Origin of the sequence: Aliivibrio sp. S10_S31, from assembly GCF_014694495.1 — a bacterium.
In the GTDB taxonomy this organism is placed as follows: domain Bacteria; phylum Pseudomonadota; class Gammaproteobacteria; order Enterobacterales; family Vibrionaceae; genus Aliivibrio; species Aliivibrio fischeri.
The window spans coordinates 93,034-105,312 of sequence record NZ_JAAUWR010000010.1; the positions used below are offsets into that span (position 1 = coordinate 93,034).

Annotated in this window: 18 protein-coding genes; 15 read left to right on the top strand and 3 right to left on the bottom strand. The window is 37.3% G+C overall.

The window, feature by feature from the left end:
- Positions 1 to 126: 126 nt before the first annotated feature.
- From HC728_RS10540 to HC728_RS10575, 8 genes are all read left to right on the top strand, one after another.
- Positions 127 to 1,158, top strand: a complete 1,032-nt coding sequence (locus HC728_RS10540; protein ID WP_005419307.1) for a hypothetical protein — start codon at positions 127 to 129, stop codon at positions 1,156 to 1,158.
- Between the two features lie 141 nt (positions 1,159 to 1,299).
- Positions 1,300 to 1,635 (top strand): zinc ribbon domain-containing protein YjdM, encoded by a 336-nt coding sequence (locus HC728_RS10545; protein WP_005419306.1) that lies wholly within the window; start codon positions 1,300 to 1,302, stop codon positions 1,633 to 1,635.
- A 31-nt stretch (positions 1,636 to 1,666) separates the two neighbouring features.
- Entirely contained in the window at positions 1,667 to 1,834 is a 168-nt protein-coding gene (locus tag HC728_RS10550; protein WP_190395481.1) for a hypothetical protein, read from the top strand.
- 6 nt (positions 1,835 to 1,840) lie between these two features.
- Positions 1,841 to 2,380 carry a GNAT family N-acetyltransferase gene (locus HC728_RS10555; protein WP_065641326.1) on the top strand — a complete coding sequence of 180 codons (540 nt, stop codon included), beginning with the start codon at positions 1,841 to 1,843 and terminating at the stop codon, positions 2,378 to 2,380.
- Positions 2,377 to 2,844: a GNAT family N-acetyltransferase gene (locus HC728_RS10560; RefSeq protein WP_190395459.1), complete on the top strand. Its 468-nt coding sequence runs from the start codon at positions 2,377 to 2,379 to the stop codon at positions 2,842 to 2,844. Before HC728_RS10555 ends, HC728_RS10560 begins: the two co-directional genes overlap by 4 nt.
- A 150-nt stretch (positions 2,845 to 2,994) precedes the next feature.
- Complete coding sequence (locus tag HC728_RS10565; protein ID WP_238933807.1) at positions 2,995 to 3,366, top strand: hypothetical protein; 372 nt, start codon at positions 2,995 to 2,997, stop codon at positions 3,364 to 3,366.
- Positions 3,367 to 3,584: 218 nt separating this feature from the next.
- Complete coding sequence (locus HC728_RS10570) at positions 3,585 to 4,079, top strand: YgjV family protein (protein WP_017019619.1); 495 nt, start codon at positions 3,585 to 3,587, stop codon at positions 4,077 to 4,079.
- Between the two features lie 14 nt (positions 4,080 to 4,093).
- Entirely contained in the window at positions 4,094 to 4,408 is a 315-nt protein-coding gene (locus HC728_RS10575) for a cupin domain-containing protein (RefSeq protein WP_017019620.1), read from the top strand.
- A 7-nt stretch (positions 4,409 to 4,415) separates the two neighbouring features.
- On the opposite strand, the gene HC728_RS10580 is transcribed toward HC728_RS10575, so the two are convergent.
- Positions 4,416 to 5,177, bottom strand: a complete 762-nt coding sequence (locus HC728_RS10580; protein ID WP_065640269.1) for a carbohydrate deacetylase — start codon at positions 5,175 to 5,177, stop codon at positions 4,416 to 4,418.
- Positions 5,178 to 5,330: 153 nt separating this feature from the next.
- On the opposite strand from HC728_RS10580, the gene HC728_RS10585 reads away from it, so the two are divergent.
- On the top strand, positions 5,331 to 5,600 hold the full coding sequence (locus tag HC728_RS10585; RefSeq protein ID WP_017019622.1) for a hypothetical protein: 270 nt from the start codon (positions 5,331 to 5,333) through the stop codon (positions 5,598 to 5,600).
- A 49-nt stretch (positions 5,601 to 5,649) separates the two neighbouring features.
- On the opposite strand, the gene HC728_RS10590 is transcribed toward HC728_RS10585, so the two are convergent.
- Complete coding sequence (locus HC728_RS10590) at positions 5,650 to 6,108, bottom strand: hypothetical protein (protein WP_190395460.1); 459 nt, start codon at positions 6,106 to 6,108, stop codon at positions 5,650 to 5,652.
- A 206-nt stretch (positions 6,109 to 6,314) separates the two neighbouring features.
- Here HC728_RS10590 and HC728_RS10595 point away from each other — a divergent pair, with 206 nt between their 5' ends.
- From HC728_RS10595 to HC728_RS10610, 4 genes are all read left to right on the top strand, one after another.
- Positions 6,315 to 6,944: a LysE family translocator gene (locus HC728_RS10595; protein WP_017019624.1), complete on the top strand. Its 630-nt coding sequence runs from the start codon at positions 6,315 to 6,317 to the stop codon at positions 6,942 to 6,944.
- A gap of 111 nt (positions 6,945 to 7,055) precedes the next feature.
- A complete protein-coding gene (locus HC728_RS10600) occupies positions 7,056 to 7,601 on the top strand; it encodes a sugar O-acetyltransferase (protein WP_190395461.1) in 546 nt (181 codons plus the stop codon).
- Between the two features lie 163 nt (positions 7,602 to 7,764).
- Positions 7,765 to 8,433 carry a hypothetical protein gene (locus HC728_RS10605; protein ID WP_017019626.1) on the top strand — a complete coding sequence of 223 codons (669 nt, stop codon included), beginning with the start codon at positions 7,765 to 7,767 and terminating at the stop codon, positions 8,431 to 8,433.
- Positions 8,421 to 9,053, top strand: a complete 633-nt coding sequence (locus HC728_RS10610; RefSeq protein WP_017019627.1) for an HD domain-containing protein — start codon at positions 8,421 to 8,423, stop codon at positions 9,051 to 9,053. The genes HC728_RS10605 and HC728_RS10610 overlap by 13 nt, the downstream gene beginning before the upstream one ends.
- Before the next feature lie 14 nt (positions 9,054 to 9,067).
- On the opposite strand, the gene HC728_RS10615 is transcribed toward HC728_RS10610, so the two are convergent.
- Positions 9,068 to 10,021, bottom strand: coding sequence for a LysR family transcriptional regulator (locus HC728_RS10615; RefSeq protein WP_065597437.1), 954 nt, complete (start codon positions 10,019 to 10,021; stop codon positions 9,068 to 9,070).
- A gap of 106 nt (positions 10,022 to 10,127) precedes the next feature.
- On the opposite strand from HC728_RS10615, the gene HC728_RS10620 reads away from it, so the two are divergent.
- Both HC728_RS10620 and HC728_RS10625 read left to right on the top strand, forming a co-directional pair.
- A complete protein-coding gene (locus tag HC728_RS10620) occupies positions 10,128 to 11,471 on the top strand; it encodes an MATE family efflux transporter (protein WP_190395462.1) in 1,344 nt (447 codons plus the stop codon).
- Between the two features lie 89 nt (positions 11,472 to 11,560).
- Positions 11,561 to 12,109 carry a VRR-NUC domain-containing protein gene (locus HC728_RS10625; RefSeq protein WP_236734017.1) on the top strand — a complete coding sequence of 183 codons (549 nt, stop codon included), beginning with the start codon at positions 11,561 to 11,563 and terminating at the stop codon, positions 12,107 to 12,109.
- The last annotated feature ends 170 nt before the right edge of the window (positions 12,110 to 12,279 follow it).

Consider the following 12,279-nt stretch of genomic DNA (forward strand, 5'->3'; position numbering starts at 1 on the left):
TTTTTTATTCTTTTGTATCAACTGTTTATTAAAATCATTCCAGTTATAAATATTAGTGTTCAAACTAAATTTTCGTTCAGCGGTTATCTTTGATACAATCTCGCGCCTGTTTTAAAGGAGAGCTAAATGAAATTACTGTATTGGTTAGATGAGTGGTTAACCAACTCACGTTCACAACAACAAGCGCGACTTCCGATGACGGGCAGCGATTTACTTGACGATGTGTTTGTTAAGTATGAGTTTGTTGATTTGGACAAGCCACTACTGTTTACGTTTTCTCCTGCGGGAACCAACCTAAAAGAGCAAGATCTTCATGAAGATTATGCGCCTTGGGGCTATCATTTAGCACGCAAACAAGACGTTAATGTGATTTCATTTCAGCACTTGGGCCAAAGTAACTGGTTCCGTAGCCGAAACTTAATCTTCTTTTTAGAGCAATTATCTACCTTGCTTGAACCATTTACGTATCGTTTAGGTTATGGATTGAGTCGTGGTGGGTTCGCTATTGGTGCATTTGCTAATTTGTTGCAACTTGACCAAGTTTTGCTGTTTCATCCTGTTAGTACTAAAAATCAAAACATTGCACCATGGGATGACAGATCAAGCACTGAAATTGCACAGAAGTTTGATTGGGAAGGCGATTATCACGATCTTGATTTAGGAAAAGCGAAGGGCTATATCATTTATGACCCAACAAACCGCATTGATCGTTTGCACGCTAAACGTTATCCTGAACTGACGCATTTACGTGTGTTTGGTATGGGACATGGTACTCACGCTACTTATCTTAATAAATTCGGCTTTTATAAGCAGGTGGCGGTTGATTTTATGCGCCATCAAAAGGTTGATATTGCCCAATTTCGTCAGCAGACTAAAACGTTACGTTTTAAAGAAGATTATTACAAACGCCTTAATAAAGCGAACTCAAGCTCTGAGCACCGACTGGGGTTATTGAGTAAAGCACATAATATTGTTATTGGTGAGAAAGAAGCGCACGTACAAGAGCACCAAGCGCAGATAGATGTTCAACCTCTAATTGATATTGCACTTAAGCACCAAGATGAGCATCCTAAAGATGCCATTCAGCTTTTAGAAATGGCACAATTATTAGTGCCTGATGATCCGTTAGTTGAGCATAAGCTAAAACAATTAGCGTAAAAGCCGTTTTAAATATTAACGCCTCATCTTGAATGGGGCGTTTTTGTATTTGCGGTTTAATGATCTTCATGAAGGCATTTCATTCTTTATATAGACCTATTACTATATAGATTACGCTCATTAACTAAGAAGTAATCCAATATGTCTCTTCCTCCTTGCCCTGTATGTAACTCTGAATTTGTTTATCCAGATCAAAACCATCTTATCTGTCCTGAGTGTGCTCATGAATGGAACCCTGAAGAAGCGCTTATGGAAGAGAAGGTGATCGTTAAAGACGCTAACGGTACGTTGTTGGAAGAAGGCGATAAGGTAACGGTAGCTAAAGATTTAAAAGTTAAAGGCAGCTCTTTAGTGATTAAAGTGGGAACAAAAGCGGTTATTAAACGTATTGTTGATGGAAAAGATCATCAATTAGATTGTAAGGTTGATGGTGTTGGTGAAATGATGGTGACGGCTCAGTTTGTAAAGAAAGCCTAAAGCCTAATTAATAAGGGATGAGGATAACCCAATGGATGGGAAAATATATAAATGCGGACAGTGTCGTCAGTTTACTCGTACACCAAATAATTTAAAGGATTTATGCGGTGCTTGGGATCAACCAACAATGGCAAACCGTGTTGCGTGTGATTTTTTTATGTTGAAATCTCTTAAAGAGAGTAAGGCCAATGGAAGGTAACTCATTATGTTTACGTTAAAAGTCGATAACGAATTAAATTTAGCTCTTATTGAGCCTTCTTTTGCGCCTAAGTACTTTGATATTGTATCAAGACAACGAGCGTATCTATCTCAATGGCTAGTTTGGCCACCACATGCTGATTCAGAAGCCTTTTTCCATTCTTTTATAACTAAATCTTTATTAGATTATGCTGAAGGAAAAAGCATGGTTTGCGGCATGATTTATCAGGGCGAATTAGTCGGGAACATCAGTTTTAATTCGATTAATCAAAACCTAAAAACGGCAGAAATTGGTTATTGGTTAAATGAGGATTTTCAAGGGAAAGGGATCATCACTCGTTGTGTATCTAAACTTATTGACCTTGCGTTTAATGAGCTTGGTCTTAATAAGGTTCAAATTTCAGCTGCGGTTGATAACCAACCAAGCCGGGCGGTCTGTAAACGACTCGGAATGACATTAGAAGAGATTATCACAAGTAGTGAGAACTTGAATGGCCGCATTATTGACCATGCTATTTATGGTTTAATAAAAGATAGTCACCAATGATAATAATCAAAACATATCAGGAAGAGAATGCATCAGCTTTGTGGGATCTGTTTTTTAATACGGTACGAAAGATAAATCGTAAAGATTATTCTAATGAGCAAGTGAGTGCTTGGGCTCCTGAATCTTTTGATACCGATGTTTGGAAGAACAAAATGCAATCGTTGAATCCTTTTATTGCAGAGATAGACGGTGAGATTGTCGGTTATTCAGATTTGCAAGACGATGGTTTGATAGATCATTTCTTTTGTCATTACCAACATCAAGGAAAAGGGGTTGGTAGTACTTTAATGACACATATTCTTGAGCTTGCTAAAGAGCGAAAACTGCCTCGTGTGTATTCTCATGTCAGTATTACAGCAAAACCTTTCTATGAGCGTTTTGGTTTTACGGTTGTTAAACCTCAATGTATTGATGTGAGAGGCGAGCAGTTAATCAACTATGTAATGGAAAGACAAATTCTATAATTAATTTGAGTAGTAATTATTGTGAAAAATAAGAGCGTAATCATTCTAAAAAGACACCTTATAATGTCTGTTTTTGTATTGTTTTTAAATGGGTGCAGCTCATCAGATCCCCTAACTATGCAGATTGATCCAGCTAATGTAAAAGCTTAAATGTATACTTACTCTGATCTGAATAAAAATCAGAATGAATTGTGGGAGATAACCCATCAGTATTTGATGAATCATTATGAACAGCATCAAACTGAAATTAGGGTAATGGATCGCGCTAATGCGTCATTTATTGGGAAAGGGATTGTTAAGTGGAAAATATCACCAACAACGCCTTTATATTGTTACTCAGCGTATGATTTTCGGTTTATGGCGAGAGATAACAAGGCTCGGCTACAACTTAAGCTTTTATCTGGGGTACCAAGTCTTTCAGGCTGTCACGATTGGGAATTGCCTTCAGAATATGGCTATAAACAGATCCTAGATAAATTTGAGCTAGTGTCGTCTAACCTTGAAAATGCATTATTAAAATAAAATGTAGATGGATTTAGATAGCGTTATTCTATGTTTTTTGCCTTGAATATATTCAGTAATTATCTTTAGTGAAGATATGGAGAGCTTAATTACGGATAATTGTTGGATACTGTAGGTTTATTTGATTTCTTTATTGAATGTTTGATATCTATCCGTTAATTTCTTTGAATTGTTGTTTGTTATGTAAGCAAATCTTTTAATTTTCGGAGAAAGCTGTTGTGTCATTATTCTTTTTATCTCAGGTATTAGTTGCAATAGCGATTGGATTTGATTTGATGTCTTTTCAATTCAAAGAAAGAAAAAAAATTGTTGGCTGTCTTTTTTGCGCTGGGATTTTAATTTCAAGCCACTTTCTTTTGTTAGAGCAATGGACTGCTGCGGGTTTAATGATTATTGCTACCATTCGTTACTTAACCAGTATTTTTTCTACTTCTAGTAAGCTTAAATATCTTTTCTGTAGCTTATCTATTGTTACATCAGTCGTCACATATGCAGGCATTGCAAGTGTATTAAGTTGTATTGGATCTGTTTTTCAAACGGTTGCGGCATTTAATAAAGATGACAAACGATTAAGAGAGTTGATGGTTATTGGCACTAGCTTTTGGCTTGTTCATAACTATATTATTGGTTCACCAACTGCGGTATTAATGGAAGCCTTGTTTATTAGTAGTAATTTAGTTGGCTATTATCGTTATTACTATAAGAACGCATAATTACGGATTAGACGATGCCAAATTTATTTAAAGAAATCCCAAACGAATTACCTAGTGAGATCTTTGAAGATATTTTATCTACCCCCAACATTCGTATTGAGCGGATTTTATCTCATGGGCATAGTTCCCCTGAACAAGGTTGGTATGATCAAGATGAAAACGAATGGGTGTTAGTTTTATCTGGGTTTGGTGTTATTGAGTTTGATGATGGGCGTGTTATTACCCTAAATAAAGGGGATTACCTTAATATTAAAGCGCACGAAAAGCATAAGGTGCAAGCCACAGCACCAAATGAGACGACAGTGTGGCTTGCTGTTTTCTATCGCTAGGTTGTGTTTAATTTAGATAATTAAACCCGACACACTCAATGCCTTGTTCTTCTAACCAATGAGATAACTCAGGTGAGGTTAGAATGTTTTTTTCAATACTGCGCATTTCATTGTAGCTACTTAGCTCAATCAGATCGTGGTGCTTTTCGCTACTTGGATGACACATTAACTCAACGATGCCATTAGGGTGTGTGAGTTTGTATTCTAAAAGAATGGCTTTTAGATTTTCAAACGTTGCGCCACTATCAAAAAAGCGCATATCAAATGCATCTGGGGTCGGCACTGCCAGCGTATCTTGACCTGCAACGATGTTATCAACTCTACGCACCGGTAAGTTAATTTCATTAGCAAAGCGAATAAACGCATTTTTTAATGGCGGGTAAACACCTGCAAAGTGGTGGCTATCAATATGGTTGATCTTGAAACCCGCATTAAGTGCCGCTTGATATTGTGTGTTCAGCTCTAAAAAGACTTCCTCTTCGCAAACCTGTTTGGTCATGAGTGTTTGTCTATTGAGAAAATATCCATTCTCATCAATTAAGCTAGACACATCTTCTGGATTGGATAAGGGTTTGCCTGCGGTCACCGTAAAATGCAAACCAATGTCGGGCACTAAACCTTGTTTATAGCGTTGAATGGCATGATCGATGCCGTGCTGATTCATCATAACGGTCGTTGATTTCACTGTGCCTGCTCGAAAACACTCAACAATGCCGTTATTTACACTTTCTGATAAACCAAAATCATCAGCATTTAAGATCAGTTTCATGATGTTCTCCAAAACAACGATTGAACATATCAATATATTGTTTCTACTGTAGGTTGTGGTGTCTTTTCCATCAATTTAAATCGTTTAAAAAGCTCTGATAATTTGAAGTTATGCGGTAAATTAGTATCTTCGATTTTGTGCTGAGAAAGAAAAATGAAAAGAGCAACTGTATTTGGGTTGTTGGCGTCATTGTTGGGTTTGTTGGGAGTTATCTTGTTACTAGCGGGAGGCTCTCATTTTCCGGTTTACCAATGGCCGTATGAGGCACTTCAAGGATTAGTGTTCTCTGTCGTATGGGGATTTGGATTATCCGTCCTTATGGGATATGTCGTATCGCTATTAATTGTTTTTGTTGTACTTATTGCGTGCTTTAGTATTGGAAGTAAACTTTCAGACATCCTTTTAGGGGATAATAATCAGTAAGTTAAAGAAGGCTTTATCGAGTGATAAAGCCTAAATACGCTTAGCTAACTTATCGCTGACGATACTTTTCAATAAAAGAGAGCAGAATAGGTAATCCTGATTGTTGATTAAGCTCGGCTTTCCAACACTCATAAATAGCGGTTTCATGATCAGCAATGAGTTGAAACGCTTCCATTTCTTCTCTGGCTTCTGCTGCCCATTCTCGATATTTCACTTCATAAGTCTCTACCCAGTGAGCCAATGTGTTTACTAATTCATTCCATTCTAAATGAATCCATTTTTTTGCATCAGAAGTGCCTTTTACTAACATCGCTTGATCTTTGATATCAAACTGAACGTTATGTTTTGTGAGTGTCGGTTCTAGTAGCTGTGCCGTAAGCACCTCAACGTTAATTAACGTATCCCATAACTCATTTTTGCTGAGCATAGAGTAGTGTTCGGAGAAGTAAGTAAAAAAAGCAATGCCATACACTTCACCTTGATAAGCATTATAAATACGATCAATCATAGAAAGAGCCTTATCACTTGAAATTTATCACTTAAAATATGGATAGATGGTAGATTTTTATACGTAATTTGCAATCACTTTTAGATAACTATTGGGTAACTTGAAATAGTTAAAGCAAGATGAACGGGATGTGTAATTTGTAAAATTCCATATATACGCTTTAATAGATCCTTTATGGATAAAAAATGGAATAAGGAGATTCTATTATGGCGTTAGAAATATGGATTTATTATGTGTTAGCGGTCTTGGTTCTTACTGCTTCACCGGGCCCCAGTTCATTATTATGCATGACAAAAGGGGTGACACATGGATGGAAACACGGTTTTTTTACGGCGTTAGGTAGCTTAAGTGCCATCACTATTATCCTGTCACTTTCTTTTACTGGGCTTGGGGTTGTCATCGCTTCATCTGAATTGGTATTTACAATCATTAAATGGATTGGTGCGACGTACCTTGTTTATATGGGAATAAAAGCTTTTTTATCAAAACAAGAAAGTTATACATCATCGGCTGAAAATACAGAGATTAAAACAGGATTTAAAGCACATTTTGTAAGTGGCTTTATTGTTGGTGCCAGTAACCCGAAAGCGATTTTGTTTTTTACTGCTCTGTTTCCTCAATTTATTGATCCATCTGCGGCTCTCGTTCCTCAATACCTGATATTTGCGAGTACATTTATTGTATTAGAGCTTTCTTGGTTACTGTTTTATGCGTATCTAGGTTCCACATCGTCTCGCTGGTTAATGGTTAAAGGGCGTGCCAAATGGTTTAACAAATTAAGCGGAACCGTTTTTGTCGGCGCAGGGGCTTTATTGTCTACCGCTAGCCGAAATTGATGAGGTTTGTGTAAGCTTTTAGTAAAGAGCGTAAATTAGTGATCTTTCTAGCAGAATGTGTGGTGGAAGATAGGTATAAGAGCCTCAGTTGTTTTATGTATTGAGGTTTCAATGACTGAAAAAGAAAAAATGCTCGCAGGGCTTCCTTATGATGCTTGGGAAGACACGCTATTAAATGACCGAATGAATGCCAAAGCGATTTGCCACCAATTTAATTTAGCTGACCCAACTAAGCTTGATGAAAGAATGGCCATTTTAAATGAGTTACTGTGTATAAAGGATAAAGCACATATAGAGCCAAATTTCTTTTGTGATTATGGTTATAACATTGAAATTGGAAGTAATTTTTATTCTAACCATAATTTGACGATTGTGGATGTATGTAAGGTTACTATTGGAAACAATGTGCTGTTTGGGCCACATGTGATGATTTCTACTGGTACACATCCGATTGATCCTATCGAGCGCCAAAAAACGGAGTTCGGCGCGAGTATTTCTATTGGTAATGACGTATGGCTAGGAGGAAACGTATCCGTTCTTCCTGGTGTGCGTATTGGAAATAATTGTGTGATAGGCGCTGGAAGCGTTGTTAACCGCGATATTCCTGATAATAGCGTTGCGGTGGGTAATCCTTGTAGAGTCATCAAATCCGTTTAGTGTGGGCTATTTGCGAAAGAACTTTTTTGAATTACATACTTTCGGCTAAATCACTGAGTTTTATTTAAGTAATGGTGTCCTATTCTGGCACCATTACTTATTTTTTGGATTGTATATTTAGAAAAATGAACATATTTAGAAAAATGAACATATTTAGGTAGTTATGGATAGTTTTTTTAGTAGTGAGATTATTCTTGCGCATTCGACTTTCTTTTTCTTTATGACATTGCTGCTGACTGGGTTTCTTCATATTCCATTATGGTGTGGTAAAAATTTAACTAAGATCCAATGGAAGAAAGTGGATTACCTTTGGCCTTTGGTTGCCGCTATTGGGTTGATGGGGACGGTTTCAGAGGTTCGTTCAAGAGTGGCTACCGATTGGGCTGAAACTGAACACACACGAGCAGTAACCAGCCTAGAATCCATTAATAGTTATACCGTTAATCAATTAAAAAGCTATTTGTGCTCTGGAGCGACGGGTGTAGAGGATGATCTTGTATCAAAACAATCGTGTTCTTGGTTTCTTGATTCAGCAAAATATTTAGAATCTGTTCGATTTAATGATTTACCCAATATTGGATTTGAAAGTCTACCGCCAATTACGTTTAGTCAAAGCATTATTGAATCCGATGTGATTTGGCTGCGTGGTATGTTTGATAATTATAAAACTCAAAAACAGGTTTATGAAACTACGCTACAAGAAACGAAGAAACACCCACTTGAAGAGATATTCTGGTATTTAAGCCCTTATTTAATTTGTATTGCGATTTCAGTTCGAGTGACCAAAGTATCGGCTGAACTTAAGTTGGAGAAACAACAATGCAATCTATAGAACACTTTGAGCCTCAGTTTTTGAGTTTTATCCAAAAAGAGATGGTTCAAGACTTAGCGCATGATATTAACCATGTATTGCGGGTTGTTAGTATGGCAAAGCGTTTATGTGTTGAAGAGAAGGGAAAAGAGGCGGTGGTTATTCCAGCAGCTTATTTACATGATTGCTTTTCTTTTGCTAAAGATCATCCTAATCGTTCTCAAAGCTCGGCATTTGCTGCGGATAAAGCGTTGGTGTTTTTAAAGGAGATTGGTTATCCATCAGGGTATTATGATGAGATACACCATGCGATTGTTGCTCATAGCTTTAGTGCTAAAGTAGAAACGAGAACGTTAGAAGCAAAGATTGTTCAAGATGCAGATAGGTTGGATGCTTTAGGGGCAATAGGCATCGCTCGTTGTCTACAAGTCAGTACAAAATTAAATTTACCGCTTTACTCCATTGATGATCCATTTTGTTATCACAGAGAGCCGAATGATAAGGCTTATACCATAGATCATTTTTATGCCAAGTTACTAACACTAGCGAATACAATGAAAACGACATCTGCGGTAGCTGAAGCCGAAAAACGCACTCAATATATGCGCGATTACTTAACTCAACTAGAGAGTGAGTTGTAATAAAACAGTTGAGCTTAGATCTGGTTAATAATTCCTCCCCAATGATGTTCCTTAGCTAAATATTTTAATGATTCAATCTCACGTTTTGCCTCCTGCTGTAACCATTCGACAAGTTCGTTAATCGCTGAAGAATGTGTGTGTTGATGGATATAATATACCCATGCGCTGTGCTGAAGTGTGGTGTGCTGTGGGCAGTAATAAAAGTTTCTTTCTAATTCCGGTAAGATCAATAAGAGATCAGTAACGGTTGCACCTTGACCTGACAAACACGCACTTAATGCGAGATCTAATGAGTGAAAACTGGTGTTTCTCACTTTTTGATGGGGAACATATTTTTCATTATTTAGCCAAGTAATCCAATCGAGATGATCAACCGTAGGATGCAACCTTGGTAATTGAAGAACGTCATCTAACACCGTCTCTTGTGTTGTAATGCTGGTTGCACAAACCGGCGCCATAAATTCTTCACGTAACAGAGAAAAATTAGATCTATTATCGTAATGATTCTTTAATCTTGTATGGAAAATCAATAAATCATAATCATCGGTATCGAGGGCTTCGTCTTCTTCTAAAGAAGGAATGATGACGATTTCATAATCTGAATATCTCTCATTCATTTCTTTAATTTTAGGTAAGAGAGCACGGGTAGCAAAGCTTAATGCTGCTTTGATAACAATACGTTTAGGCTTTGGGTCTTGCCAGGAAGAGAGTACTGTTTCGAGGGAAGTAAAGTTATCCTGTAACGTTTTGTGCAGTTCTAAACCTTGAGTCGTCAGTTCAATCGAACGGTGTTTTCGTATGATTAGAGATGCATTGAGATCATCCTCAAGTTGTTTTACTTGGCGACTGACTGCACTTTGTGTCACATTAAGCTCATTTGCCGCGGAGGTAAAACTCATCAACCTTGCAACAGATTCAAACGCTTTAAAGCCATTATGTGAGTAAGGTAATGTTGGATAGGGTGTCATTGGATTCTCGCATGAGTTTTTGGAATGTCAGTCTGACGGATTAATTAATTGAATACTACTTTTTTAAACGATAACGTGATGTGAAATTATTTAATCTATCTTTTTTATGAAAAAAATTCTTACGCTCGCTTTTCCTCTTATTATTTCTCAGTTGATCTCTATGGCGTTAGTTCTTACTGATGTTTGGATGATGTCACGATTAAGTGTTTCGGCATTAGCTGGTGGTGGATTGGGGGCATCGGTTTACTTTTTTATTTTTATCGTAGCAAGCAGTACGGTAGGTTGCGTCGCTAATTTGATTGCTATTGCTTATGGGCAACGATTGGCGAGACCTGAGTTTGGGAACCAACAAATTAGGCTTGCTATAAAGGGGGCGGTTTTATTATCTGTAATATTGAGTGTTATTTTACTATTTGCCTTTTCTTATGCTCCAAATGTTCTGCGTTTAGCGGGACAACCAGAAGAAATGATTTCATTGGCGATGGAATACGTTGATGCTTTAAAGTGGGCAATGTTTCCGTCACTAATACTGTTGGTTTTACGTGGACTAACAAGCGCATTGGGCAACGTTCGTTCTATTATGGTGATGTCCGTGATCACGGTTATTCTTAATGTTCCAATTAGTTATGTACTTACTTTTCAGTTTGGCATGGGATTGTATGGGCTAGGGCTAGGCACCGCTATTGCTGCATTGATGGTGATGCTAGGTTATGGGCTTTGGGTCTTTAAACAACAAGAATACAATCCGTTTGCCCCTTGGTTAAATCTAGAAGAGTACTCAATAAAGTTGATTACTCCTTTATTAGTGATGGGGCTACCCATTGCTCTTGCTGCTTTATTGGAGCATGGGTTGATTTATGGTGGTACGTTAATGGCGGGTACCATTAGTATTGCCTCATTAGCTTTGCACCAAATCCTATTGCAATGTTTGAGCTTTACTTGGAACTTCAACTTTGGTTTTTCGCAAGCTGCTGCCATCTTAGTTGGAAGAGATTTTGGTGCAAACAATGTGGATGGAATTAAGAAAACGTCACAGCATAGCTTTGTACTGGTTACGGTAATGAGTGTGTTTATTGCTGCTGTCTTTATCATTTGGCCTGAGAGTATTGCGGTTCTATTCCAATTAGATAATGGCGAAAATAATATGTCAGCCTTGCTTACGTCGGTAATCTGGGTTGTCGCTTTATGTTTTGTTGTTGACGCGTGGCAATTGCTGGCGATTAGTTTATTACGAGGAATGAAAATTGTCTCTTTACCTACTGTAATGACCGCTATTGGTTATTGGGTATGTGGTTTGCCCGCGGCTTGGTACTTAATGCCTATATTCGGATTAAGTGGCATATGGGCTGGGATTGGCATTGGGTTAGGAGTCACAGGCATTTTGTTGTTGGTGCAGTTGTTGGTATCGATTGCACGAGTGAAAACTCATTATGAAGAAATAGAGAACTGAAGTTGTTGTATTTTTAAAATACTTCACAAATTGGGCTAAAAAATCATGATATTTTTGTACGTATATTATGTATTTCATAAAAGGGATTTATGATGATTTATACGATACAAGAAAAAGTGATTACCTATCCAGAGCCGGTATTAAAAGAGTGGCAGAAAGGAAATAAAGAGTGGTTACCCATTGATTTAACTGAGCTTGTTGATTGCAAAAGTTACTTTAATAAATATTTTCATGAGTGTTATGCACTAACGCATTATTTGGATAATGGATGGTATGGGACTGCGTTTTATGCATTAGGGAGTACGCCGACATCTAACTCTCTGTATGACGCAGGCCGAGTTTTGCTTTCTCAGTATATTTGTCCTGTGAAGCTTTCTTTACTAAAAGGGATAAGAACTGGGTTAACTGCTGGTGAGCCTGAATTGTTTTTATTTAAGCCTGATGGTTCATTGCTATTTGTGAAAGTACAAAAGGCCGGAAAACACTTATCTGAAGCTGAGCTTATTTGTTTATCCAACATTAAGTCTGTTTTGGAATGTGAAGTAGAAATAGTTTATGTAATGGAAGGCAGTAAAGCGTATAAGCCAAAAACTTATGACATTAAAGTAGTGCAATTTCCTAATCCGCTAGGGGTGTAATTACTTAATCATTCTTGTTTTATAAGAGGGCTGGGGAACCAGTCTTTTTTATGTCTAAAAAACGGATTTTACAAAATTGGGACACTCTCTTTTTTAAAATTTATTTATCATAACTAATGGAAGATTTAGAAACTCTATACCACACTCATTAAATGCAGAAAAAGGATGAT